We start from the raw sequence: 23174 nt of genomic DNA on the forward strand, positions 1-23174 counted from the left end.
CGTTAATGAAGACGATAATCTAACTACGACTGTTGTTTTTCGCATAAATTACAGCGAAATAAACTCGGTATAGGGTTAATTATATCGTAATCATACTATTTCGCCTGTATTTTTAACGATAATTGTATGTCGAGTGGATAGTTATCGGATAATTTACAACGAAATAAGTATGTGTCGATAGTATTTTACGCATATTAACTAACGTTTGACACGCATAGTCTCTGTCGATTATTGATTTTCGATATAATTTAACGAGATAGTATGTATTGATGAGGTTTTATCGTTTATTTATTCGGTATTTTATTGCATGCGGTAGTGGTTTGGCGTAGATTAGTGCGATATTTTTCCTTCGGTTTTGAAAATTGGCGGAAAATTTTACGGGTCAGGCGGCATGGTAGCGAAGACATCCCCCGCCCCCGTCCCGCTTGTATATTGCCGAATAATTATTCATAAATAACTTCCGATAAGATACATTATGTAAACTAAAATGAAATAGGAAATCGCATTATATCAATTATTAATGCTATTCGTTAACATTAACGCATATACATTCATTATACATTGTTGATATATCAACGTTTACATATATCTAAAAGTTATAAACGTTAGTGAATAATGTATATTGATGTCGTGTTAGTCTAACGTTAGACCCTTAGTTTTTAACGGTCGCACATCATAGACGCTTGACTTGATTCGACAAACACTATCGACACACACAAACGACAAACCCTAACATCACACACACACACAACGCTATACCTTCGCATACATACACCGTTGGTCCTTACGATACCCTAAACACAACGCAACTTACTAACGATACATACACACAACGAATACATCTAACGACATACACACAACGATAACTATAAACGATTAAATATACTAGCGATTAATGCACATAATCGATATAAACTATAAACGATATAAACACTCTATCGTTAGCACCATAAGCGCCAGCACCCTTAACGCCACATAAAATACGCCTCTAATAACGCCGTATATATCCGCTCATATATAGACAGCAATGCGTACGCAGCACATAACCGAAGCATACTATCGTACATATATAAATCAGCGATATAAAGGCGAAGTTATAAACGTTTAACACTTATAGCCATAATAAACGTCTATGATAAAACGTCGTATATAAACGCCATTATTAAATCGCTTTATAGAAACGCCATAAACATAGCGCCTTAAATAAACGCTATAGACAAGGCGCGTCAAATAGACGTGTAGGCTTAGCCGCATTAGTTTTTGGTGTGGATCGTGTACAGTATACGCTATGATTAACTATGCGATCTATTCTTTTACACGCTTATTCGTGATATAATTTAAACGATTATACTCTATGATTACGATTTCTGATGCATATCAGAAAGCTGATAACAAGCGTTAGGTAATTTTGCGAAAACTGCACAAAGATATTTTCACGAAGACTTAGAAAGTCTTTACGACGTTTTAGGGACGTCAGAGGAAATCGAGACAGACAGAAAAATGTTGAACGTTTATAGAAAGCTATTTCAAGATATCGCTTTGAGGAACGGTGGAGCACTGGAACTATTCCGTGAATATGAAAAAGGCGGTCAAAATTTATGACCACCTTATATATATATATATTAAGGGTATTCTATAACATCGACTAAATCTCTATACGAAGTAACTCCGTTAGCGTTTAAAACTGCTATTAATCCTTGTGCACTATCGACATAATCGACAATGAAGAAAGGCTGATCATAATTAACGTCAGGATAATCCTGTGCTAATTTTTCGATATAATCAGGCTCAAATTCCGAGTTATCCTCCACAAAGATAATGTCGTACTTATCAATATCGCTAACTTTGCGTATTTCGCTGTTAACGATTTGAAGGGCTGTCAAACGCATTTCTTCATGAGTTTCTGGCTCATCTTCGAGTAGCCCCGACGACTTTATTAAGTCGAACAAAGTATGTGTGTCATACTTATCGAATGAGTCGATGTCTACGTCGCAAATAGCCCCATTTTGCAGCTCATACTCAAAATCACTTAAATTTCTAAGCGTTAGCAAGTCCTTAAACTCGAATGAGCTTACCTCTAAACCGTCGTATGATTTATATACGACTTCGTAGTCAAAACCGTTTTTTCTAATCTGTATATATTTTTTAACGTTTTCCATTTTAATTACCTCCAAGTTTTTTATAAAACACTGATTTAGTCGCTTTTAAAAACGTTATATTCTGGCGATATTCATTTAGAACTTTTTCCCATCGTTCTAACTCCTTCGTGTGAATATCTATAACATCAACACAATCAACGCCGTTTTTTAAATACTCTCTGAACTGTTTTATTACGACTCTTGAGTAATTAACGTTTCCTCGTATTGCTATTAAGTTTAAAGTTGTCGTTATTTTCTTCATATTAAGTTCCTCTGGTCAAAATAGTTGTCTCATCGATATAAACTATATCGTCAGGCATAGTTACGTTAAAATAAATTAACGCAATCATAGCTAATATTATTAATATCGTTAACACTATGCGATAACTCATAAGCTTACCTCCAACTCTTCTATATATGTGAAGTCGTCAAAGTCTTCGCCATCTTCATGAACGATAAGAAATAGAGAATTGAATCGTCTACACTTAGTTGGACAAATTCTATGAGAATAGATATTGTTAAATTAAGAAAGTAGGCGATTTTTATGACAAGAGAAAGAAGAACTTTTAGTCCTGAATTTAAATTACAAATGGTAAAGCTTTATGAAAATGGTAAGCCTAGAAATGAAATTGCTCGTGAATATGATTTAACACCTTCGGCGTTAGGGAAATGGATTAAGCAACATCAAAATACTGGTTCATTTAACCATCAAGATAACTTAACTAATGAAGAAAAAGAACTAAGAAAATTACGTAAAGAAAATCAACAATTGAAAATGGAAAATGATATTTTAAAGCAAGCAGCGCTGATCATGGGACGAAAATAGATGTCATTCGAAAGAATGCCAATAAATATTCAGTATCAGCAATGTGCAAAGTCCTGCAAATCTCTAGAAGTAGTTACTATTACGAAATTAACAAATCACCCAACGTTGAAAAAGATGATCGAGATAAGGAAATTAGCGATAAAATTATCGAGATTTTCAATTCTAATCGCAAATGTTTTGGAACAAGAAGGATTAAAAATGAACTTATCAAAAATGGTTTAAATGTCTCAAGACGACGTATAGGACGCATTATGAAAGCAAATAAATTAGTATCTTCTTATACGACATCGAAGTATAAATCATTTCCTTCTCGCTCAAGTGAACGCGAAATCAATAATGAATTAAATCAAAGTTTCAATAGAAAAGAACCATTGGAAGTTCTTGTCAGTGATTTGACATATGTAAAAGTGGCTGGAAAATGGCATTACATATGTTTATTTATTGATCTTTTTAACCGTGAGATTGTTGGGCATAGCGCAGGCTCAAAGAAAGATAGCACGCTTGTATCCAAGGCACTTAGTAGCATTAGACACGATTTAAGAGACGTACAAATGTTTCACACTGACAGAGGAAAAGAGTTTGATAATCACATGATTGATGATGTACTAGATACCTTTGGTATCAAAAGATCTTTAAGCATGAAAGGATGTCCATATGACAACGCAGTAGCTGAAAGTACATTTAAAGCGTTAAAAACTGAATTCATTAAACAGTATGATTTTAAATCTATTAATCACTTAAAACTCGAATTGTTTGATTATGTTAATTGGTATAACAACATTCGACCTCATAGTGCATTAAATTATCTGACGCCGAAAGCGTACAAAGATAGTTTCTATAAAAACTGTCTAGAAATCTGTTGACATACCAAATCGTTATGCGCTAACTCTGTGTATTCATCGCAAGATAATGATGCGACGCTAGGCACAACATATACATACTCAAATAATCTGCTTATGTCGTCCTCATCGATTAGATCAGCATTATCGAAGTGAGACGCAACATCCTCGAATTTGAACCCGTTTGCGGACAGATATCCGACAAGTTCAAGCGCAGCATATTCTAGCGCTTGAACGTCTGTTACTTCTAGCAGATTTTCTTCGAAGTAATCGACAGCCTTTTTTAGTTCTTCTTCTTTTAATTTTTGCATTTTAGCAACCTCCGTTTTTTCGTTTTAATTTCGTTTGAATGTGTTTAACATTCTATCGAACGCACGACCGCAACGTCATGCGTTCTAACAACGTTAAACGTGTCTGACATAGATGTGTTCTAAATCGTTATTTTTTCCGGCATAAGAGTATCCCCCGCTTAGAATCGTATCATACCCAAATTGTTCTGTGTCGAAGTATCGATATACTATAGACGATAAGTCATACCCTAACGCATCTAGCTCATGCTCTCCTAGAGCTTGATATTCGTTTAACAAGCCATCTTCGCTTGAAATTAAAAGAAGAGAACTCTCTTCGATGATTGCTTTAATGTCACAGTTGCATGACGTCCAGTTTTTCAAAAGATTTGCAACATCCGTACCATATTCAAAGCCTTTAATATACTGTGCTAGCTCTTCTAACTCGTCTAGCACCATGTATTCACTTATATGAAATAAGTCACTCTCATGATCCGCTATAAACCATTCTGATTCAAGTGTATTAACATAGTCTGATAACTCGTCAAACTCCGCCAAAACATCGAACCAGTCCCCTTTCAGAGACCCTTTCACGTATTCCTCCAAGTTTGCTATATAAACATTTAATTTTACGTTATTCATAATAAATACCTCCAAAAATTTAGTTTTAATTTCGTTTTAAAAGTTAAACGTTGACACTAAAAACCTTTTAACCGCTTCTACTAAGTAATATAATAATCTTAGTTGCTGATGCGGTCATAAAGTTGCGCTAACTTTTCGACTGTTTCTAGTCGAAGGTTATCAATTGAGCGATAACCGTTTACTATACGACTAACTGTCGAACGGCTAACGCCTGACTCCTTTTCGATAAAGTAAGTAGTGAGATCAGCGTTATCGAAAAGAGCGATAACTTTTTCCCTCAATATTAAGTTTTCGTTTTTCATTTAAGTACCTCCGTCTTAATTTCGTTTTTTTCTAACTGACATAACTATATCATGATGCGTTATAAAACGTCAACACTTTTTAACGAAAAAATAACGAAATATTTACGCTTCATATAATACGTGTATGCGCGCATACAAAGAGCTATGCAAGGACGCCTAAGACAGCCGTCATATAATCAAAGGAGACCTCGTAAAATGCATATTCAGACGGACTTAAAGGCGGATCTCTTTAACGTATTCGGAGTTTGTGACATGCACTATAATAGCGACACAAAAATCGCTATATGCCCTTTAACGTATTCAGCGACTTCGGCATGTACTACGCGCACGTATGACGTACTCGCGAGAGTATTGAACGAGCATCTTTGAGTCAAAGTCCTTTAACGTATTCAGCAATCGTGACATGCATTACACGTGCGAGCGCGTGTGAGCCGTACATACTTACCATGCGTACGCACAAGCGAGCGTTATTTTTTTTTCATCTTATTATATTTCCGATAGACGCTATGTAATAAATTAGCCGATTGTAATTTCGGCATGTTGTACTCGAACTATGTAGTCATTTTGTATTATAATCAGTAAATAAGAGCCGAATTAGCTACGTCATATGTATTATCGTATAAAATAAGATAATTAAAGCTCTGTCAAGTCGATTCTCGTGCGTCGAGAGTTATTTTTACGGGTAAATATACGATAGCCACAATATAGACACCTGTATAGATTGACATGAGTCGTCAGTATGTGATATCGTTGACCCACCGTTATCAAAGCGATAGTTTCAGACGTGGAGCAATCGTTATTATGATACTCGGTACAATCCGTACGGAGATTCGTTACCTCCGTTTTAATTTCGTTTAGGCGTACGATTATGATCGTACGTCTTTTTTTATAACGAGTGGTGTGTAAGCCGCTAAATAAACCGCGCTTCCATCGCAGATAGGAGCGACTGCCTGACGTCCCCTCCCTATCCGTAAAAATAAACGCCGTAATATACCGTAATTCAAATGGTCATATCCCCCGCCGTCAAAAATAAACGTGCAGTACTTCCGGAATAAAAACGCCCACACCTCCCCCGTCAAAAAAAAATGCAACCTTTATTTCGAAATAAAACGCTAAGGGCCACCCCCATTTATGTAGACGAAAAAAATGACGGGATTCTCTCGGTAATAAATCCGATGAACCCCGCCCCATTTTTAAATACCTTTATTCGATTGTTCATGTTCGTTTAAACGCCATTTCTTAACATTCAACGCTTCCTCGACTTCTAACCGCTTTTTACGTGTCTTTGGCGATTGTGATCGGGATAATGTGTCGTGATTTTGTGCGAACTCTAATGACGTTTCTTTGCTATGAGCCATGCGTAATTGATAATCGGTTTGATATGGGTACTCATCCGTAAAATAAGATGAGCGATATCCTTTATCTAGACCACGATATAACAAATATTCGGCTATGCCGTCTCGTTCTTCATTTGGTAAGGGACATCCGGTAATATCGAAAAACCAACGCTCTAGCAAAGCACTATTGCCGACTCTTACCTCGTCTGTTACTTCTTTATCATTTATCGTTCTACACTTCCATAAAATATCAATAACTGATTTCGCTATACTTATAGCTTGTGCATAAATCATCGCTACATCCTTTCGTCGTAATTACGCAATTTTATATCTTCAAAACTATACAAGTTCGTTGTTAATTCGTTTAGGATACCTGCTAAAGCACGCCTAACGCCTCTCTCTACCGTATATCTAGACGTCCCATACTTTTTAGCGATACTTTTAAAGTCGTAGTAATTATCGAGTATGTAACACTCTTGTAAGTACCGCATATCTCTAGCCGTTATGTCTGCTCCCTGTATAGCGTCGTTTATATCGACCCATATTTCAACATATGATGGATCTCCTTTTTCGACGTATGATAGGAACTCGTGATAATTTTCAAAGAAATTCCGTACAATCATTGGCGTGTAATTCATCTGGAAAGACATTTGTTTGCCTCCTTACGCTGTTAGTTTATAACGTCCATTGCATCCAAAATCGGTGTGTGCGTGTGTGTGTGTGCCGGTTTAAACTCGACTATAGCAGACGGAAATGGGGCTGAATTTTTACCGTCTCCAAATTTCACACGCCCTTTTATCAACGTTATTTTATTCGCTTTCATACAGTAATCGTGCCAATATTTCGTATCAGTTCTTGACGGAATTAAAGCAATAACAGTTGCCCCTTTCTGTGACTCTCCATACGCTTTTTTAATCCAATCTTTTATCGCCCTGCCGTATGGCGGATTCATGAATACAATTTCGTTAGACCAATCTTGCGATAACCCATCATCCTTTTCAGTAAAATATTTAGAACACTTGGCGTTGATTCCATCGCTACATGGATCTAACGTAAACCCATAAATATCGTTTAGATAATCGAAGAGCTCCTGTGGTGTAGTCCATTCGTTTGATACACTACTATAATGTACCGATAAGTTTGTCATACCATTATCACTCCGTTCTAATTTCGTTTGAAATATTTTAAGGTACTTAAATTCGCCTGTATTATATGGGCTTGTTTACCGTATCTTCAAAGAAGTTTACCGCTAGTCGAGTCTCTCTTCAATCCTCTTGGTAGAACGTTATAATACTCCATATCATAACCCCATTCCGTTTGTAATTCGTTTTAAAATTTCGTATAATTATTACACAAATAAAAATAAGGAGGTAATCCTCGTGAATAATTCGTTTCAAAACAGCACCAACGATGATTGGCGTCAAAACTTGCCAGAAGGATATATGCCGATTTACAAGTATAGTAGACCGACAATATCGTTTGACGCCAAGCACAATCGATTCTATATGTCTAGTTCGTTATTAAAAGCAATAGGGCTTCGAAAGGGGTCTCGTGTAGGGATGGCGTATAACAAGGCAGAGGATTCACTAATAATCGTCACTAAAGGTGGCTCAATGTTTATCGACAAATCGTCATATATTACAAGCCGTCATTTTGCGGAAGAGACCGGTTATAAATCCGGACAGCACTATTACGAATACATCGAAGAAGAGTCGTCCGATGAATATAAAATGTTCCGAAAAGCATCATCAAAATATTAGTCAAGATATTTAAGCAATCGCTTGGTAATAGCGTATACAACATTAACAGTAACGGCGTTCCCAGCTTGCTTGTATCGCTGACTATTTGATACTCCAGCGTTCTCAACTGCGTCATGCTGTGCGTCAGAAAAACCTTGTAGCCTCCAACACTCTTTCGGAGTTAACTTTCGAATCCTGACACCATATCTCGATTTACTACTGCGTGATGCAGATGAGACCTCTGTATTATCATAAATGCTATCAAAACTCTGTGTATCATCCGTTATAATCCCATGTCTATCTTGTGCCGTAAGTGTAAACATCGGTTCTCCATCCTTCTTGAAGCGACGCCCATTTTGACTTTTGTTTACTCGGTCAGGCGATAATATTGGTATGGCTATCATCGGCTCTCTCCCACCACCCTGCATCGTGTCTAACGTCGGACTAACGCCTGCCGTGTCGTAAACAGACCCCGCTTGAGATTTTCCGTACATTCCGGCTATCTTGTTTGGGTTACCTAGCCTTATCGTTGAGCTTTCTCGTTCTTTCAATTGCGTGACTAACTTCGCTATTTTTTCTTCACTTAGGAAAAACCGTTCGTTAACTTCTTTTTCTAAGAAATCGGCAAGACTTTCCGAAATAGTAGTATTCGTTGGGTAGTCGAAGTTAAACGTTTTAACGCCGTCATATTGAGAAATTCGTTTCTTTCCTTTCGCTACTACATTCGTTCCTCTAATAATCCAATCGTCATTATCGACTAGATCTTCTCGAATGCATACAATAAATACACGCTCTCTATTCTGCGGGACACCGAAATATTTCGAGTTTAGAACCTCGAAGTCCAATCGATAACCGGCGTCATTGATTATTCTCATTATTGTATCTAGCGTTCTTCCCTTATCGTGACTTATTAATCCTTTTACATTCTCGAGAAGCAATACGCTAGGCTGCTTCACGGAAGCAATGCGTACAACATCGTATATCAATGTTCCACGGGTATCCTCAAAGCCTCCTCTTTTACCTGCTACGCTAAAACTTTGGCACGGAAATCCGCCGACTAGAACATCGTGATTTGGTATATCTTCTGCACGAATCTTTGTAATATCTCCTGACGGCTTCTGTCCGTATAGAGCTTCGTACGCTTTACGGGCAAATTTGTCGATCTCACTAGCAAAAACGCACTCGCCTCCTAACGCGTTTAGCGCTGTTTCAAACCCACCTATACCGGAAAATAATGAGGCATACTTAAATCTCTTAGTTACTAATCCGTTATTTATAATCTTATTGATATATTTGTCCAAATGAAACCTCCGTTTTATTTTCGTTTTAAAACTGCGAAATAACCCCTTATATATTATTAGCTAATGTCTTTCTCTTTTTCGATATAATTCAAGGCAAACTCTAAATACTTAGACGCCTTCTTTAAGTCGATAGAGCTATCGTCATGCTTGAACGGGCTTCTCGCTAGATATTTAATCGCATTACCAACGCACAAAGCTACAAAGCCATCGTCATAACCTTTCGTAATTTCCTCGATAATTTCTATTGTTTCTATATTACCGTTGGTATAATGCGACGGGTGTTCAACTTCAATCGTTTTATTTTCGTTATCAAACGGCTTAAAATCAAGCTGCTTATCGGTAATTCCTATACCATAATCAGCCGCAGTCTTTGTAGATTTATTTGCGTACTCGTTGGAAATAGCTTTCGTCATTCTTTCGTAAACAGTGTCTTCTGTTTCTAATAGTCCGTCATTGTTCATGACATATAAGTCGTTGCCTCCAAATAGCGTTACTTTCCTCATCGTAAGCCACACCTCCGATTGTACATACTTTAAAGATTTAATATTTTTATACGGTATGACATGATCATAAGCCGGGACATAAATCAAGTCATTTAACTCCTCGGAGGGTTCATAGTCAACGACGATATATTTATCGCCACAAAATTCAGTTGTAAATAACAATGCGTATCGTCTATCATCAATAGATAACGTCATTCCTTAGCGTCTCCTTTCGAATACCTATATCGCTTAAATAATTCGCTATATTAGACTCACTAACGTAGCACTGTTCGTTCTCGTCATAATATACATCCTCGTTTTCGAGCAAAGGGTCGCCATAAAAATCTTTGGCGATTACCTCCGCATCTCCAAAACGCCTTTCGAACTGTTCACTAAATCTACTCATTCGATCCGCTTCCTAAATCACTATATATCTCGTCTAACTCGTAGAACCCTTTTCCGTCAGTTAAATCGAGCGCCACACCGTACACATATTGATTGACGCCAAACTCTCGTCGGTCTCCTTGCTGTTCTGCAGTATTTTGCCGACGTATATCCGTGTTATGCGGGTATACCTTTTTCGACTTAATCTCTTCGCATACTTCTAATACTGCATCTACAACGGAATCATCAAATCCCGTATAAGTTTCGATTATTCGCTCTACCAAAGTTGCCATATCTCGCATTCCTTTTATTTGTCCTAGCTCAACTAACGTTCCTTTTCCGTTTTCATTACAATCAATAACAATTGCGTTGGATTTCATTATCCCATCCGTATCATTTTCTACAATTCTTTCAGCAAGTCTCTCATTATCAACATTTGCTTTATCGTTAATCGATTCGTCCTCGTGCGGCACATATAACTCTAAACCACGTTTACGAAGTTCTGCCGCCTCTTTCTTTCGTTGTAACTGTGCTCCGTAACTAAGCATATCTCCCGCAAGATAAATCATATTTACGTCATCGGAAGCTCTTTTGATGAACTCAACCTCGTCCTCGGTCGTGTTAATTGTATTAGCACCGTATATTTCAGGATATATCCCAAAAACTGTGTCGCTAAAAACGGCTGTTATCGTAGCTTCAACCGGATTAAATAATCTTACGTAGTCACGATTTTCTACTGTGTGAACGCCTTTTACTAATACTCTATCCCAAACATTAAACGCCATTATTTCGACACTCCTTTTCCACTCTTAAATTCGTTAGAGTACTTTCTCTTATACTCACTCTTTAAGATAACGTATAAATCTAACGCCGAAAATACCAACAATACCGTAATGAAATTATCGATAAGGAATATCGTCGGCACTAGATGACCGCTAAATACAGATATTTTCAACGCTAATAGTAATACTACAATTAACGTTAACTCGACGTTTTTCATTAATTTCGATAGATAGTTCATCGTCTTACCTCCGCCAAAATATCATCAATTTGTTTCTCTTTATATCCATCTACCCTACCTGCGATCGCCCCGTGTTCATCTAATAACATTAAAACTGGCACAGACATGATGCCGTAGTGTCCAGCGACAACCATGCCGCTATCGGTGGTTACGTCATATTCCTCATAATCAACTCCGTCTAATTTTCCGCTTAAATATCTAGTTACCATTCCACATGGCATACAATTCGGCTTTTTCAATGCGACTAATTTCATTCGTCTATAACCTCCGTTTTTTTTTTAATTTTCTAGTACCGATATAGATAAAACGTCTGACTCGAAGGGGATTTCCATCATAGCTGTATCCTGTGCTAAATCGTAAGCCTCTTCCGCTGTTTCTGCTTCAATAGGGATTTCTATCATCCCGTAATATTCAATTTCTACGCTATACTCTTTCATTCTATATCCCTCCGTTTTTAATGAACTTCTAAAGTTACGTTTTTACCGATGTGCGCCGACATAATAGGATCTTTTTCATACCCTAAGATAAGTGTTCTCTCTCCATCTAAACACTCTATTTCAAACATTGAATAGTTTATGTCAGTGTGAATAGTATCGACATTCATATAGGTCTCTTTCGACCATGCCCTATCAATTATTACCTCACGCGGTCCTATCGAGATTTCTGTTCTCAACGCCTATCCCTCCTAATATTAGATTCTAATCCATTAATATTTCTGTATAGTAATGCTTCTATTTCAAGTAGTTTATTCAAAAATAAAGTCATCATCAGAAATGGCCTCTACTGTCGCTTTTTTATACGTGGATGACTTCTCGCTAAAGAAATCGTGAGAATCTTGTCCAACATTTAACCCATTCAACACAATCGAACTTACCTTATCGTGTTCATAGCGATTCTCAAACCCAAGATTATTTAGCGCTTTGTTTGCGTTATACTTAACAAAATCGACAACCTCTAGTGTTAACCCAATATTGTCGTATATCTCACGAGTATACGCAATTTCGTTCTCCAACAACTCATCAAATAGTCCGAAAACAAAGTCTGACATATCCTCGCCCAAGTCATCAGCTAACTTACGGGCTAACAATCCGACGTATGTTCCGTGTATGCTCTCATCACGAATAATAAGTTGAATAATATTACCGCTTGCACGCAACTTTCCTTGTCCAGCAAGATATAACGGATAGAAGAACCCGCTATAAAACAAAAATGATTCCAAAGCAACTGATGCTACCATCGCCTTATATAACGATTTCTTGTCCGAAATATTATTATAAAATTCGTCAATCATTTCCGCTTTTTTCTGCAATCTGCCATTACGTTCCAGCCACTCGAATACACCGTCAATTTCCGCTTGACTGGCTAATGTCAAGAAAATATTCGAATAACTGCGTGCATGTACAGCGTTTTCCATACCACCCATAAACGTAAGAACTGCCTTTTGTTGATGACTCTCGACATGTTGCGCTATTTGACTCATTCCGTCATTACCTTGCAACGTATCTAGGAGCGTTAGCCCTCCTAAAACACGCATATAGACTTTTTGCTCTTCTTTCGACAACTCTTCCCACGTAAGAATATCGCTTGCTAATGCGACTTCTTCCGGTAACCAAAATTGCTTTAGGTTTTGTAGGATAAACATTTCCGAATAGTCATCATCTTTAACAGACCAATTTCCAGCTGTATAAGCCATACTTCAATCTCCTTTGTCGTTTTAATTTCGTTTGTTTAAACCGCACAACTTACGCACTCTTCGTTACTTGTGTCTTTTTGTCGGACATAATATAACGTTTTAATACCTTTATAATGCGCGTAAAGCTGAATTCGTGTTAAATCTCTCGTTGTAACAGCATCAGTGACAAACACTGTAAAAGAAATCCCTTGATCGACGTGCTTCTGTATCGTCGCTATTAAATCAATGACTTTCATCATATCCATGCTATACGCTTCTTTATAGAAGAACCAATTTCGGTTATCTAAATTCGGCATAGGATAGAACGTCTTACTATTTCCGTAAGTACGAACTTCGAGTTTCTCCATTATCGGCATTACACTTGCTGTTGCCGATTGTACATACGAAATAGATCCCGTAGGAGCAATTGCCAATGTCAACGAATTGTATAGTCCGTACTTCTCAACGTCTTTTTGAAGTTGTCTCCAATCACTTTTTGTTGGTAACTTAATACCGTTAAACAAGGCAGATACTTTCTCCGACGTAAAATTTCGTGGTAATTTATTCTCGACATAATCGTCGAAGAATGTCCCATCACTATAACCGCTATTCTCGAAGTCCATAAATGTCAACCCCGTTTTTTTAGCTGTTTCCATGGAACGTTTTAAAGCATAGAACCTTACCGAACTAAAGAAATGGTCTACAAATTCGATAGCCTCTTTCGACTCATACGATATTGAATTATTCGCCAAATAACCATGAAGATTCATAGCGCCTAACCCAACACTTCTCATTAGATCGTTCGCTTTTTTAACTCCGGGAGCATTTTTTACATCGCTAGTATTCGACACTCTATTAAGGGCATCGATTGATAGCGACACAGTGTTTTCGATGTCTCCACTTTCCATAGTATTAGCTATGTTAATCGAACCTAAGTTACACGAAATGTCCAATCCGATTTTATCATTGTCATCTCCATAATCTCCAAATTTTGAAACAATGCTCGGTTGCAAAATTTCGCTACATAGATTCGAAAATTTTATGTTACTAATGTTCGACAATTGATTTTCATTATTTACGTTATCATAAAACATAATATACGGGTAGCCAGACTCGATTTGCGTTATAGCTATTCGCTCTAATAAACCTCTAGGGTCAATCTTCTTTAAGCGCAATTCCGGATTAGTGATGAACTCATCATATCTTTCGGTCAAATTTACCTCGTCTAAATGCTCTCCTATAACATCGTAGAAGTTCTTCGGATAAAATAAATACATCGGCTCATTATTTCGAGCTAGCTCTATCATTTTATCCGGAATAACCACCCCAATATTCAAAGTCGGTGTCCTAACGTCATCATCAGCACTAATCTTTTTTGTTGCTAAAAAATCATAAATATCCGCATGAAACACATTTAAGTACGTACTTGCACTTCCTTGACGCTGTCCCATCTGATTAATGTGACGGAACGATTGGTCAAGGTTTTTCATGATTGGCACAACCCCGCTAGTCACTCCCTCGTAACCTTTGAGTGATTCGCCTTTCGCTCTTGTTTTTGTTAGATTGATAGAGACACCGCCACCAATTTTCGACAATTGTCTAGCAGTACTATTCATCTGATTAATATCGTTTAATGAGTCTCCGCATTCTAGAAGGAAACATGAAATAAACGCTCCTCGTCTTGCCTTACCGGCGTTTAAAAACGTTGGTGTTGCCGGTTGGTACTTTTGGCTCATCATTAGTTCAACAAAACGTAATGCGGACTCAAAATCTCCATTTCCGAAGAACAATGCCACAATACTCACTCGATCTTCGTATCGCTCTAGGTATGACTTTTTATCATTCGATTTCATAGCGTAGTTGTTGTAAAACTTAAACGCCGACATATAGGACGGGAATCGAAACTTAAAGCTATATGCTCGCTTAAATACCGTCTTTATTTCATCAAAAGTGTATTGCGATATTAATTCAATATCCCAATAATCATTGTCTACTAAATAATCAACCTTCTCTTTCAGGTTATGAAACCAACGCATATTAACGTTTACATGATCTATAAAATACGCTTTAACCGCTTCGGCATCCTTTTCAACATTAATTGTTGGATTACCATTCTCATCGTACTCCATAACCTCGTTATTTAGCTCAATGTGTGATTTCGGTTTACTCATTCGAAATAGTCCTCCTCAAACTCCTTTATTTTATCTTCTATATAATCTTCATCGTAGCCGTGGAGCAACTTCCTTAATTCTGATGCGCTACTTGCTACCCCTTTGAACATGTCACTGTCGCCACAAACCTCGCAGAACTCTAAATGTCTCTCATCGTAATGGTTATCAAAATAAATTCCGCCAGTGTGGCTACAGTATACGTAAACGGTGGGCATCATCTCAGCCTCCTTAACGACTCAATTATTCTATCCACGCTTTCGACATCTTCGTCAGTACCCCGAAGTTCAACTTTTGTTAAAACAGGCACTCCGAAACTTTCGCTTATTATGTCAGCTGCACGTCCGAAATATTTAGAACCCCAGTTTCGATTACCAAACCCGATAACTCCTATTAGTTTTAACTCATTCCGAGACAACCAATCGTCAACTTCTTCCGGAACTTGTCCAAAAAAGTATGTTGGTGTGAGTAATACGAACTGGTTATCAGGTTCTTTATCTGTAATCGAAAGACAGTCCGTCGAAAGTCTTTTAGCAAAAGACTCCGTATTCCCTGTTTTCGAAAAATAGAAGACGTCAATCATTGTTCGTCCTCCATGAAATCTATTTTTGTTTTGTTTGCGTCAGTAATATTTAGTACACGCTCAAAAAATCGAAATACTCCGTCTATCGTAAGAGTCAATAAAACCGCTAAAGTATATGTCTTTAATGAGAAGCTATATTCAGTAAGCATTACTACTGCTGTGAAAATGAAAAACGCTTTAATCATAGTCCACGCAAGCATAGCAAAGCCGTATTTCACATAATCGAATTTCGATGGTCCTGTAATTTCAATCTTCACTTTCATTCACTCCCTTTTCGATAATCTCTTCGCGTTCTAGAAACGCAGTTACACATGCAATAGCGTCGCCTATGTCGTCGATATATTTCCCCCTAGGCGTGTATAAGCCATCAACAGTGCCGTACTTTCTCTCGACAGCTTCTCCCACCATCTTCTTATCGTTATCCTTGACGTTAAGAACATTCCTAGCCCACTTCTTAATTGATGCGTTATGAAAATCGAATAGTTTATACCGACTATACATTCGAAGCTCATACGCACCGTGCGTCTTTAACACAGGCATAGCTGTAGACGATCTCCCTACTACCGATGCTTCTTTCACAATGACGTCTGGACGATATTGTGAAGCAAGAAAATCGATAGCTATCACATTGTACTCAATACGTTCCTGCTCCGTTTGATTTGGATCGTTTTTAATCAAGCCATAGTCCAGTAATTTCGGCTTGCCGTTTATAACTTCGACTACGGCATAACCGGTTTTAGCAAACGATAAATCTAATCCTATATAAATGCTCATCGCTTACCTCCCAAATTATCGTACGTACCGACATGAAGTTTAATTATAGTTGTTCCAATTGCGTACCAAACGGCTATTCGACCATCATCAAGCCACTTTACTTTTGCTTTAGTAAGAGAATCGTTCATCAAACCACCGATCCCTTTCTATGAAAAGTATCGAACGATTTACTATACGGATCAATGAAATCGTATTGGCCGACAATCATATACCCATCATCGAAAATGAGTAAATCAGTATTAAAAGGAACGATAATGCTGTTGTAATATCCCGATTTAAGTTCGATATGAAGCCCGTAGTCCTCAAAATCATGTAATCTAAGAGGTTCTGTCCATAAGTTCTCGTCATAATAGCTTTGGATATCTCTGTAACGCACATGCAATGGCTTACCCATTATATAATCCCCTTTCGCCTTTTTATGTCTACTAAAGCACTTTCCATGCTTCGCTTCATCCACGCCATATTTGTCGAAGGCTTAAACAATGATAGATGAATCTCGAGTTGATTAATCTCATCATCAGTGAGTGTCTTTGCTATCGCGCTTTTGTAGTCGTTAAACTGCCATTTCGCAAGATGCGGCAATGGAGGGCATTCGTCTAATACTGCTTTGGTTATGTCTGCGAAATAACTAAAAACATTTATTTTCATTTCTCCCGTAATGTCAACATCAAAGGCTCTTATATCAGGTGTTTTAGCTAACGTTTCTTCGTCCGCAAACCATTTCGGCTTGGCAGTATTAACATAGACTATAATTGCTTTGTCAACGCCATACATTTCCGAATAACACGTTACTTGATTGATGTGGTCAATCTTCGGCTCTTTCATCTGTGTATAATTCGTCTTAGCTGGCGTTTCTTGCTTCGACTTAATCTCTAGGATGACTCTCTCTCCGGTATGAGTGTCGATAAGAATTCCATCTGTTGTTCCATTGAGATTAAACTTCTGTCCGTCAAAATCTACCTCGTGAGAAACGTAAGCGAAATCTTCCATACGGGGCATTTTGTCTTCGGTTTTATCGAAAATAAATCTAGGTTTTTCTCCTGTGAATGCTTCGTAATGACGTTCCATCAGAAGTATTTCGTATTGCAACCAATCGCCAATTTTCGTCCCTTGAGCCGTTACTCGTCGTTGATGTGGTCTCCACTCCCGAGAATCTTTTCGGAATAACGGATAGCCTTTCTTATTACGGAGTGCTTTCGTATACAGTTCCCTAGGACATTTTGACGCTGATGATGGAGCGAAAAATGGCTTCGACCAGTCAACTTTTTTTTCTTGGCGGAGATATTTCGCTAGCCCCTCCGATATGTGAATATTTAATTCATCGTCGTACGGCTCTGGAAATGTGTGGAACTTGTTCAACTGTTCTAAAAACGCCTGTGCTAATGACATATTAGGACTCGCCTCCGTCAAAATTTTCTGCTACCGTAACTAGTCTTATTGCATTTTCAACTATTTCTCGAAGCTCATCAGAATGTAGCAGAAGTGTAGCTAATCCCGAAATTGATCCTCTGAATTGACAGGCTATTTCTTCGCTGTTATTGATTGCTATAAATGCTAAGTCAGTTGAATCATCGCTCTCCATCTTTCGATGCCTCTCTAGTATTTCCTCTACTAATTCTTCTAAAGTGTATTCTCTTAGCTCTTTCATTATATCAACTACCTTCGTTTTAATTTCGTTTTAAATAGCGTTGAAACTGTAGTTTCGGGGAGCTGTTTTTATAATCTCTAAGTCTCCAGCTTCTAAAGAGTTGTCGACGCCCTTAATACCTTCTGATACTCTCTCTACATCAATGTTTTCCGACTTAACAACCATTTTGCCTCCGATGTATTCTATACATGAAGATGAAAATGTCATATTAAAATATCCAAGATCAACATTGTGTATCCTTATTGTTGTTTCTTCGGTAAACAAGTCTAGTGGTTTTTCATAACTTTTAAGCGTTGCAAAAACTTCTTCCTCATTCTCGATGTATAGTGGAAGACTTATGTCATAATAGTTATCGTCTACATTGATAATATTTAAGTCTTTGATAGCCTCTTTAAATGCTAAACCATTTTCTATCTCGAAAGAAATCGCTCTTAAACAATCGTAATTTAACCCAACTCTTGCCCCGAATGCAGTCACTGCTTTTATTTCTCCGTGATACTCTTCGCTGACCTTATCCTTCATGTATTCTGTTATCTCGTACTCATTTAAGTGCCCGAACCTAATATGATAATGAAATCTACCGGGACGATTAATCATATATTCACTTACTCTATAGATATTGTTTACGGTTATAACAAACATTTTTTTCTTCTGCGACACACCGTCAAGAAGCCCAAGTAACTTGTCTTGCGATTCTTCGGCATCTTCGTTGAAAACCTTCTCAAACTCATCGAACATAACTAAAACCTCTTGATCGATACTTTCGATAAATTCTGCAATACCCGGAAATGCCTCGTCTACTATAATTACCGGTTTATGCTCCACGAACTTTTCTGCAAGCAATTGAACGAAAATAGACTTTCCTACTCCCTTATCCCCGCTTAGCATTACGCCAAGGCTGCGGTTAACTTTGTCGTAGGTTCTCAATACTTTGCTGACCTTCTTCGAATGATCGCCGTAAATCTTAGGCTCTTTTCGCTTGAAATTATCGACTTTCATTAATGAGAAGCCTGAAAAAGAATTAAATCGAATTTTATAGGTAGCCGCTGGAAGTTCCTCGTACGTTCTTAAATCATCGGGATAAATCTCATACCTGCTCCCTGTTCCAATAACTTTCATATCATAATACCTCCGTTTTATTTTCGTTTATAATGGTAATATATCCACACTTTTATATACCGTTTCAGGCTTATATCGGACAACCTATCGTAAAATTTTTTCTTGATTTTTGTAGAACTCCTCTTCCGAAATTGTTGGGAAGATATTTGGGTACTTCGATTTATACTCATCGAAGCTATATCGATAAATATTGTCTACTACTACCGCTTTCTCTTGCAATGGATAAGCATCGTCTGTGAACTCATCGATAGTTTCTGAAATACCAAACACTAAAGATCGCCCCTATCCAATGCCTCTAAATCGACAACACCCTCGTTCTCATAGCTAAGGATATACAAAACGTTATTGTCTGCTCTATATAGAACAGAATTTACCTCTCCATAATTTAGACCAATCTCTTCCGGAGTTTCGATGCTTCGACTTAGCAAAAATTCTCGTGCTAAAGCCTCGCTGTTAAACGTTAGGCATCCAATTTCATCTGACCCGTCCAGTCTACGAACATAAACACGGTGCTGTCTCCCTACAAATTTACTTCTCATCTAACCAACCTCCTCGCTCTCCCTAGAAAACCAGTCCTGCGGCGTCAATCCCTCTCCCCATCGGTTCATAAATTCTAAGTCAGTTTTATTATCTACTGAATCTCCCCATCTATAAGAATTAATCATTACATTCTCCAACTCACGAGTCTGATCCTTTGTAATCGAATCAGGAACTTCAACTAGAACCTCATCATGAACTGTACACCATAGTCTCCACCCGTCGTATCGATTGCACAACTCATGGAGTTTCAACATCGTCACTTTAGTTTGAATAGCCGAAGCACCCTGAACACACGCGTTAGGAGCTTGTCGCATAGCCTTATTTACTTTAGCGTTATGCGTTCTCTCTTTAGAGTATTGTGGGGCATTATACTTTCCGTATGGTATACCATACTTACGCATTGTCGCTTCCGGTAATCGTCGCTTACGCTGCTGTTTATCCAGCCACACGAAGCCGTGTCTCTGCGCAAACTCCTTCGTCTCATCAATCCACGCCTTTAACTTCGGCATGCTATCAAATAAGTCATCTTGCAACTTTATAGCTTCGTTCTTTTTAACTCCTAGCATCTCCGCTAAAGACATAGGACTCATACCGTATAAAGTCGCTAACCAAACAACTTTCATTTCCTTACGTTCTGCAGTATCGCTACCGTCAGAGTTTTTATACACTTCTTCATATGGCTTCCCGTAGAAGTTACTTGCCATCATAGCGTACGGATCGCGTTGTTTTTCAAAAGCGTTTATAAGTACTGGCTCTCCCGATAAATAAGCTACGCATCTAATCTCTTGTGCCGAAAAGTCTGCTCCGACTATGACTTTGCCTTTAGGCGCTATGAACAGCTTTCTTGCCTCATAAGGCTGATTTTGAAGATTAACAGACCCATTACCCGAACTAAACCGTCCAGTCTTCGCGCCATTCTGATTAAAGTTAGCATGTAATTTACCGTCATACTCGCTTACAAGCGTTGGTAATGTCTTTACGTACGTAGAGTACAATTTTACGTACTCCTTGTACAGAAGTAACTTCTCAACAACTACCCACGTTTTAGCCAATGGCTTCAACGTTTTCTTGGCGTCTGTGTTAGGTAGCTCTTTTCCGACATGTGCAGATAGCACCGCTTTGAGTTGCTGCGAGCTATTAAGGTTTAGTTCTTTCGACGCATCATCCCGTATTTTGATAAACGTTGGATAAAGTTCATCTAGTATCTCGTTCTTTAGACGAGCAATATCTTCTGTTAACTGCTCTCCATACTTTTCGGCATGATCCTTGTCGATAATGAACCCGGTTTTCTCCATATCGACAATAACTTTTATCAATGGCATTTCCACTTCTTCGCAATACTGTAGCATCTCCGGATATTGCGATAAGTGTTTCTTTTGGAATTCGTAAAGTTTAAACGTTATGTCTCCGTCTTTAGCTGCGTAACTCAACGCTACTTGAAGATCGTCAACTTCCCCGAATGATTTTTGGCCAAATAAATCTCCGTAAGTATGAGATTCGATTTTAAGGAACTTGGTTGCTAGTTTCTTTAAGGCATACGTCGGCTCATTCTCGTTAAGCAAACGCATTGCTTCCATCGTGTCCCACAGTCTCCCTTTAAGACAAATACCATCGCGATCGAGCATGTGGATGTCAAACTTGGAATTATGCGCTATATAAAGAACATCCTTACGCTCATACACTTTCTTTAATTTCTCTGTAACGAAGTCGTGATTTAACTGCTTTACGAGGGTGCTATGCCTCGTCGGAACATAATAATGCTTATCCGCTTTTGTTGCTGATAGTACATGTCCGACAATTTTGTCAGACCAGACGTCAGTACCAGTCGTCTCAACATCAAAGACTATCTTATTTTCAAGCAATAATTCGCTTACCATGTCGAATAATTGCTCCTCCGTAGTAACTAGCGCGTAGTTACTTGGCATGTTTTTTACCATGTCGCTCAAGATACGCTCTTGCTCTACTTCTTTAACTGAATTGTATAGACGCATTACTTCGGCTTTCGTTAATTTCTTGCCGTTATCAACGGCTTTCTGCTCCCTGCCGATTATGCCGTTATTCATAGCTTTTTCAACGGCTTTAATCCGCTTAATATCAGGATCGCTATTCTTCATCGAGTAAATTCTAGCGAAAGCGTCGGCAAGTGTTTCGCCAACGCCCGCATATTTACGTTTTGCAATAGCGTCTGACAAGTTATTTTGGCTATCGTTTAGACGCAAAGCCATTACGTTTCCCTCCTAATCTATACTTTTTGAAACGATTTGTAGCTTATCACTTTCATTAAAGTTCACATACACAGACGGCTCACGGACGTTCCACTTAACTATTATGATGCCAACGTCTTTTCTAACGTCTATTACTTGCCCGAAGTACCCCTCAATAAATCGATCGCCAGAGTTATCTAAGATAGTCTCTTTAGCTAAGACAATGTCCCCCTCATGAAATCCACTATCATATTTTTCTGTGATTTTCACTCCACGTAGATAACCAAAGTTAGCAGACCATAATGCTACCCCCCTATCGTCTTCTACCTCTCCGTCAGCTATAACCTCATACACTTTTCCGGGTGTAAATTCGAAAAGAACCCCATCAAAACCTTCTACCGTAAACTTATCCCCAACAGACAACGTTTCTGGGTCATCATATTCCTTTTCATGTTCCTCTTCTATCTTGTCGTATTCCATATTTGATTCCCCATCTTCGGTTATTAACATAAATTTTGTCGCTTCTTCCACCGTATCGAACTCAACTACGGTTTCATTTCCTTGTACTTTCGTTGTAATTTTAACTGTCATATCATAATACCTCCGCTTTAATTTCGTTTTATTCTTTCGATATTACTCATCGAACTTAATGTCGTTTATCATATGCAGAGAGCCGTCAGACGCAATTATAAAAGGCTCAACGACGCCGAAAACATACAATAATCGACCATCACTGGTCGTAAACTCCTTTCCAAGAAGTTCGTCCTTATGCGTCGCCATAAATATCGCCTCCTAACCGAAGCTCTGTCCACTTCCTCGAAGCTGTTTCGAAGTCTTTAGCCCAATACTCTTTCTGCTCCGTGTTTTCTATTAAATAGCCGATTCCAGCGTCGATGTTAATCGCTAGAATATAATCAACATCCGATTTCGAATATATTTGCGATTTACTTGTTGTTGCTTTAACGACTAAGGCGTTTTCGCGATCTGTTCTTACACGCAACGTCTTGACCTGTATTCTAAAACTATTTCTCGTCCCATTCTCATGCGCTACTAAGTCATAGGGTTCGTCCACTAGTGGGATATGCACCGAATAACCTTTGGCGATGAGGAGGGATTGAGCGATTAGTTCACTCGCCATCCCTTTCGCACTTGCAAAATTGGCCATTAT

General features: G+C 38.2%; 33 protein-coding genes. 2 read left to right on the plus strand and 31 right to left on the minus strand.

What is annotated here, in order from left to right; all coding sequences use genetic code 11:
• Nucleotides 1-1622 precede the first annotated feature (1622 nt).
• Together C7J90_RS10880 and C7J90_RS10885 are read right to left on the minus strand one after the other, a co-directional pair.
• A complete protein-coding gene (locus C7J90_RS10880) occupies nucleotides 1623-2159 on the minus strand; it encodes a hypothetical protein (RefSeq protein ID WP_103207931.1) in 537 nt (178 codons plus the stop codon).
• Between the two features lies 1 nt (nucleotide 2160).
• The gene (locus tag C7J90_RS10885; protein WP_103207933.1) at nucleotides 2161-2400 is read right to left on the minus strand and encodes a hypothetical protein; all 240 of its coding nucleotides are present in this window, start codon (nucleotides 2398-2400) and stop codon (nucleotides 2161-2163) included.
• Nucleotides 2401-2682: 282 nt separating this feature from the next.
• Here C7J90_RS10885 and C7J90_RS10890 point away from each other — a divergent pair.
• Nucleotides 2683-3827, plus strand: a protein-coding gene (locus C7J90_RS10890) for an IS3 family transposase (protein WP_103209691.1) whose coding sequence is annotated in 2 segments (ribosomal slippage) — nucleotides 2683-2929 and nucleotides 2929-3827 — 1146 coding nt in all. Because the reading frame shifts where the segments join, the coding sequence is not laid out codon by codon here.
• On the opposite strand, the gene C7J90_RS10895 is transcribed toward C7J90_RS10890, so the two are convergent.
• The 6 genes from C7J90_RS10895 to C7J90_RS10920 form a co-directional block, all read right to left on the minus strand.
• Nucleotides 3800-4114: a hypothetical protein gene (locus C7J90_RS10895; RefSeq protein ID WP_103208606.1), complete on the minus strand. Its 315-nt coding sequence runs from the start codon at nucleotides 4112-4114 to the stop codon at nucleotides 3800-3802. The genes C7J90_RS10890 and C7J90_RS10895 overlap by 28 nt on opposite strands.
• 93 nt (nucleotides 4115-4207) lie before the next feature.
• Complete coding sequence (locus C7J90_RS10900; protein WP_103208604.1) at nucleotides 4208-4732, minus strand: antirestriction protein ArdA; 525 nt, start codon at nucleotides 4730-4732, stop codon at nucleotides 4208-4210.
• A gap of 98 nt (nucleotides 4733-4830) precedes the next feature.
• The gene (locus tag C7J90_RS10905) at nucleotides 4831-5034 is read right to left on the minus strand and encodes a helix-turn-helix domain-containing protein (RefSeq protein ID WP_103208601.1); all 204 of its coding nucleotides are present in this window, start codon (nucleotides 5032-5034) and stop codon (nucleotides 4831-4833) included.
• Nucleotides 5035-6227: 1193 nt separating this feature from the next.
• A complete protein-coding gene (locus tag C7J90_RS10910; RefSeq protein ID WP_103208598.1) occupies nucleotides 6228-6665 on the minus strand; it encodes a hypothetical protein in 438 nt (145 codons plus the stop codon).
• A 2-nt stretch (nucleotides 6666-6667) separates the two neighbouring features.
• Nucleotides 6668-7021, minus strand: coding sequence for a hypothetical protein (locus tag C7J90_RS10915; protein WP_103208594.1), 354 nt, complete (start codon nucleotides 7019-7021; stop codon nucleotides 6668-6670).
• A gap of 20 nt (nucleotides 7022-7041) precedes the next feature.
• The gene (locus C7J90_RS10920) at nucleotides 7042-7518 is read right to left on the minus strand and encodes a DNA N-6-adenine-methyltransferase (RefSeq protein WP_103208592.1); all 477 of its coding nucleotides are present in this window, start codon (nucleotides 7516-7518) and stop codon (nucleotides 7042-7044) included.
• Nucleotides 7519-7750: 232 nt separating this feature from the next.
• On the opposite strand from C7J90_RS10920, the gene C7J90_RS10925 reads away from it, so the two are divergent.
• Complete coding sequence (locus C7J90_RS10925; RefSeq protein WP_103208590.1) at nucleotides 7751-8131, plus strand: hypothetical protein; 381 nt, start codon at nucleotides 7751-7753, stop codon at nucleotides 8129-8131.
• On the opposite strand, the gene dcm is transcribed toward C7J90_RS10925, so the two are convergent.
• From dcm to C7J90_RS11035, 23 genes are all read right to left on the minus strand, one after another.
• Nucleotides 8128-9411, minus strand: a complete 1284-nt coding sequence (gene dcm / locus C7J90_RS10930; RefSeq protein ID WP_232618824.1) for a DNA (cytosine-5-)-methyltransferase — start codon at nucleotides 9409-9411, stop codon at nucleotides 8128-8130. The two genes, C7J90_RS10925 and dcm, sit on opposite strands and share 4 nt — an antisense overlap.
• Before the next feature lie 56 nt (nucleotides 9412-9467).
• Nucleotides 9468-10109, minus strand: coding sequence for a DUF3310 domain-containing protein (locus C7J90_RS12215; RefSeq protein WP_232618822.1), 642 nt, complete (start codon nucleotides 10107-10109; stop codon nucleotides 9468-9470).
• On the minus strand, nucleotides 10093-10299 hold the full coding sequence (locus C7J90_RS10940; protein ID WP_103208589.1) for a hypothetical protein: 207 nt from the start codon (nucleotides 10297-10299) through the stop codon (nucleotides 10093-10095). Before C7J90_RS10940 ends, C7J90_RS12215 begins: the two co-directional genes overlap by 17 nt.
• A complete protein-coding gene (locus C7J90_RS10945; RefSeq protein WP_198456228.1) occupies nucleotides 10292-11062 on the minus strand; it encodes a nucleoside 2-deoxyribosyltransferase in 771 nt (256 codons plus the stop codon). The genes C7J90_RS10940 and C7J90_RS10945 overlap by 8 nt, the downstream gene beginning before the upstream one ends.
• A complete protein-coding gene (locus C7J90_RS10950; protein ID WP_103208586.1) occupies nucleotides 11062-11298 on the minus strand; it encodes a hypothetical protein in 237 nt (78 codons plus the stop codon). Before C7J90_RS10950 ends, C7J90_RS10945 begins: the two co-directional genes overlap by 1 nt.
• Complete coding sequence (locus tag C7J90_RS10955) at nucleotides 11295-11552, minus strand: glutaredoxin family protein (RefSeq protein WP_103208583.1); 258 nt, start codon at nucleotides 11550-11552, stop codon at nucleotides 11295-11297. The genes C7J90_RS10950 and C7J90_RS10955 overlap by 4 nt, the downstream gene beginning before the upstream one ends.
• 24 nt (nucleotides 11553-11576) lie before the next feature.
• Nucleotides 11577-11735 (minus strand): hypothetical protein, encoded by a 159-nt coding sequence (locus C7J90_RS12020; RefSeq protein WP_167389001.1) that lies wholly within the window; start codon nucleotides 11733-11735, stop codon nucleotides 11577-11579.
• Between the two features lie 17 nt (nucleotides 11736-11752).
• Nucleotides 11753-11971 carry a hypothetical protein gene (locus tag C7J90_RS10960; RefSeq protein ID WP_103208581.1) on the minus strand — a complete coding sequence of 73 codons (219 nt, stop codon included), beginning with the start codon at nucleotides 11969-11971 and terminating at the stop codon, nucleotides 11753-11755.
• Nucleotides 11972-12043: 72 nt separating this feature from the next.
• The gene (gene nrdF, locus C7J90_RS10965) at nucleotides 12044-12991 is read right to left on the minus strand and encodes a class 1b ribonucleoside-diphosphate reductase subunit beta (RefSeq protein WP_103208578.1); all 948 of its coding nucleotides are present in this window, start codon (nucleotides 12989-12991) and stop codon (nucleotides 12044-12046) included.
• A gap of 35 nt (nucleotides 12992-13026) precedes the next feature.
• Nucleotides 13027-15141: a class 1b ribonucleoside-diphosphate reductase subunit alpha gene (nrdE, locus tag C7J90_RS10970; RefSeq protein WP_103208576.1), complete on the minus strand. Its 2115-nt coding sequence runs from the start codon at nucleotides 15139-15141 to the stop codon at nucleotides 13027-13029.
• Complete coding sequence (locus C7J90_RS10975; RefSeq protein ID WP_142380704.1) at nucleotides 15138-15359, minus strand: hypothetical protein; 222 nt, start codon at nucleotides 15357-15359, stop codon at nucleotides 15138-15140. Before C7J90_RS10975 ends, nrdE begins: the two co-directional genes overlap by 4 nt.
• On the minus strand, nucleotides 15356-15721 hold the full coding sequence (gene nrdI / locus C7J90_RS10980; RefSeq protein ID WP_103208572.1) for a class Ib ribonucleoside-diphosphate reductase assembly flavoprotein NrdI: 366 nt from the start codon (nucleotides 15719-15721) through the stop codon (nucleotides 15356-15358). Before nrdI ends, C7J90_RS10975 begins: the two co-directional genes overlap by 4 nt.
• Nucleotides 15718-15978 carry a hypothetical protein gene (locus C7J90_RS10985; protein ID WP_103208569.1) on the minus strand — a complete coding sequence of 87 codons (261 nt, stop codon included), beginning with the start codon at nucleotides 15976-15978 and terminating at the stop codon, nucleotides 15718-15720. The genes nrdI and C7J90_RS10985 overlap by 4 nt, the downstream gene beginning before the upstream one ends.
• Nucleotides 15968-16495, minus strand: coding sequence for a crossover junction endodeoxyribonuclease RuvC (locus C7J90_RS10990; protein ID WP_103208566.1), 528 nt, complete (start codon nucleotides 16493-16495; stop codon nucleotides 15968-15970). The genes C7J90_RS10985 and C7J90_RS10990 overlap by 11 nt, the downstream gene beginning before the upstream one ends.
• 127 nt (nucleotides 16496-16622) lie before the next feature.
• Nucleotides 16623-16889: a hypothetical protein gene (locus C7J90_RS10995; RefSeq protein ID WP_103208564.1), complete on the minus strand. Its 267-nt coding sequence runs from the start codon at nucleotides 16887-16889 to the stop codon at nucleotides 16623-16625.
• Complete coding sequence (locus C7J90_RS11000; RefSeq protein WP_103208562.1) at nucleotides 16889-17884, minus strand: PD-(D/E)XK nuclease family protein; 996 nt, start codon at nucleotides 17882-17884, stop codon at nucleotides 16889-16891. Before C7J90_RS11000 ends, C7J90_RS10995 begins: the two co-directional genes overlap by 1 nt.
• A gap of 1 nt (nucleotide 17885) precedes the next feature.
• Nucleotides 17886-18143 carry a hypothetical protein gene (locus C7J90_RS11005; RefSeq protein ID WP_103208560.1) on the minus strand — a complete coding sequence of 86 codons (258 nt, stop codon included), beginning with the start codon at nucleotides 18141-18143 and terminating at the stop codon, nucleotides 17886-17888.
• Nucleotides 18144-18173: 30 nt separating this feature from the next.
• Nucleotides 18174-19262 (minus strand): AAA family ATPase, encoded by a 1089-nt coding sequence (locus tag C7J90_RS11010; RefSeq protein ID WP_103208559.1) that lies wholly within the window; start codon nucleotides 19260-19262, stop codon nucleotides 18174-18176.
• 269 nt (nucleotides 19263-19531) lie between these two features.
• Entirely contained in the window at nucleotides 19532-19801 is a 270-nt protein-coding gene (locus C7J90_RS11020; RefSeq protein ID WP_103208555.1) for a hypothetical protein, read from the minus strand.
• Nucleotides 19802-22027: a DNA polymerase gene (locus C7J90_RS11025; protein ID WP_103208554.1), complete on the minus strand. Its 2226-nt coding sequence runs from the start codon at nucleotides 22025-22027 to the stop codon at nucleotides 19802-19804.
• 12 nt (nucleotides 22028-22039) lie between these two features.
• Nucleotides 22040-22597, minus strand: a complete 558-nt coding sequence (locus C7J90_RS11030) for a hypothetical protein (protein ID WP_103208552.1) — start codon at nucleotides 22595-22597, stop codon at nucleotides 22040-22042.
• A 42-nt stretch (nucleotides 22598-22639) separates the two neighbouring features.
• Nucleotides 22640-22786 (minus strand): hypothetical protein, encoded by a 147-nt coding sequence (locus tag C7J90_RS11920; protein WP_158701928.1) that lies wholly within the window; start codon nucleotides 22784-22786, stop codon nucleotides 22640-22642.
• Nucleotides 22773-23171 carry a group I intron-associated PD-(D/E)XK endonuclease gene (locus C7J90_RS11035; RefSeq protein WP_103208550.1) on the minus strand — a complete coding sequence of 133 codons (399 nt, stop codon included), beginning with the start codon at nucleotides 23169-23171 and terminating at the stop codon, nucleotides 22773-22775. The genes C7J90_RS11920 and C7J90_RS11035 overlap by 14 nt, the downstream gene beginning before the upstream one ends.
• Nucleotides 23172-23174 lie beyond the last annotated feature (3 nt).

It is taken from the genome of Staphylococcus felis, assembly GCF_003012915.1.
Taxonomy (GTDB): Bacteria; Bacillota; Bacilli; order Staphylococcales; family Staphylococcaceae; genus Staphylococcus; species Staphylococcus felis.

Bases quoted from the DNA above. Each gene is read 5' to 3' on its own strand.
- C7J90_RS10880 (WP_103207931.1), bottom strand. From the start codon at position 2,159: ATGGAAAACGTTAAAAAATATATACAGATTAGAAAAAACGGTTTTGAC.
- C7J90_RS10885 (WP_103207933.1), bottom strand. From the start codon at position 2,400: ATGAAGAAAATAACGACAACTTTAAACTTAATAGCAATACGAGGAAAC.
- C7J90_RS10895 (WP_103208606.1), bottom strand. From the start codon at position 4,114: ATGCAAAAATTAAAAGAAGAAGAACTAAAAAAGGCTGTCGATTACTTC.
- C7J90_RS10900 (WP_103208604.1), bottom strand. From the start codon at position 4,732: ATGAATAACGTAAAATTAAATGTTTATATAGCAAACTTGGAGGAATAC.
- C7J90_RS10905 (WP_103208601.1), bottom strand. From the start codon at position 5,034: ATGAAAAACGAAAACTTAATATTGAGGGAAAAAGTTATCGCTCTTTTC.
- C7J90_RS10910 (WP_103208598.1), bottom strand. From the start codon at position 6,665: ATGATTTATGCACAAGCTATAAGTATAGCGAAATCAGTTATTGATATT.
- C7J90_RS10915 (WP_103208594.1), bottom strand. From the start codon at position 7,021: ATGTCTTTCCAGATGAATTACACGCCAATGATTGTACGGAATTTCTTT.
- C7J90_RS10920 (WP_103208592.1), bottom strand. From the start codon at position 7,518: ATGACAAACTTATCGGTACATTATAGTAGTGTATCAAACGAATGGACT.
- C7J90_RS12215 (WP_232618822.1), bottom strand. From the start codon at position 10,109: ATGACGTTATCTATTGATGATAGACGATACGCATTGTTATTTACAACT.
- C7J90_RS10940 (WP_103208589.1), bottom strand. From the start codon at position 10,299: ATGAGTAGATTTAGTGAACAGTTCGAAAGGCGTTTTGGAGATGCGGAG.
- C7J90_RS10945 (WP_198456228.1), bottom strand. From the start codon at position 11,062: ATGGCGTTTAATGTTTGGGATAGAGTATTAGTAAAAGGCGTTCACACA.
- C7J90_RS10950 (WP_103208586.1), bottom strand. From the start codon at position 11,298: ATGAACTATCTATCGAAATTAATGAAAAACGTCGAGTTAACGTTAATT.
- C7J90_RS10955 (WP_103208583.1), bottom strand. From the start codon at position 11,552: ATGAAATTAGTCGCATTGAAAAAGCCGAATTGTATGCCATGTGGAATG.
- C7J90_RS12020 (WP_167389001.1), bottom strand. From the start codon at position 11,735: ATGAAAGAGTATAGCGTAGAAATTGAATATTACGGGATGATAGAAATC.
- nrdF (WP_103208578.1), bottom strand. From the start codon at position 12,991: ATGGCTTATACAGCTGGAAATTGGTCTGTTAAAGATGATGACTATTCG.
- nrdE (WP_103208576.1), bottom strand. From the start codon at position 15,141: ATGAGTAAACCGAAATCACACATTGAGCTAAATAACGAGGTTATGGAG.
- C7J90_RS10975 (WP_142380704.1), bottom strand. From the start codon at position 15,359: ATGATGCCCACCGTTTACGTATACTGTAGCCACACTGGCGGAATTTAT.
- nrdI (WP_103208572.1), bottom strand. From the start codon at position 15,721: ATGATTGACGTCTTCTATTTTTCGAAAACAGGGAATACGGAGTCTTTT.
- C7J90_RS10990 (WP_103208566.1), bottom strand. From the start codon at position 16,495: ATGAGCATTTATATAGGATTAGATTTATCGTTTGCTAAAACCGGTTAT.
- C7J90_RS10995 (WP_103208564.1), bottom strand. From the start codon at position 16,889: ATGGGTAAGCCATTGCATGTGCGTTACAGAGATATCCAAAGCTATTAT.
- C7J90_RS11000 (WP_103208562.1), bottom strand. From the start codon at position 17,884: ATGTCATTAGCACAGGCGTTTTTAGAACAGTTGAACAAGTTCCACACA.
- C7J90_RS11005 (WP_103208560.1), bottom strand. From the start codon at position 18,143: ATGAAAGAGCTAAGAGAATACACTTTAGAAGAATTAGTAGAGGAAATA.
- C7J90_RS11010 (WP_103208559.1), bottom strand. From the start codon at position 19,262: ATGAAAGTTATTGGAACAGGGAGCAGGTATGAGATTTATCCCGATGAT.
- C7J90_RS11020 (WP_103208555.1), bottom strand. From the start codon at position 19,801: ATGAGAAGTAAATTTGTAGGGAGACAGCACCGTGTTTATGTTCGTAGA.
- C7J90_RS11025 (WP_103208554.1), bottom strand. From the start codon at position 22,027: ATGGCTTTGCGTCTAAACGATAGCCAAAATAACTTGTCAGACGCTATT.
- C7J90_RS11030 (WP_103208552.1), bottom strand. From the start codon at position 22,597: ATGACAGTTAAAATTACAACGAAAGTACAAGGAAATGAAACCGTAGTT.
- C7J90_RS11920 (WP_158701928.1), bottom strand. From the start codon at position 22,786: ATGGCGACGCATAAGGACGAACTTCTTGGAAAGGAGTTTACGACCAGT.
- C7J90_RS11035 (WP_103208550.1), bottom strand. From the start codon at position 23,171: ATGGCCAATTTTGCAAGTGCGAAAGGGATGGCGAGTGAACTAATCGCT.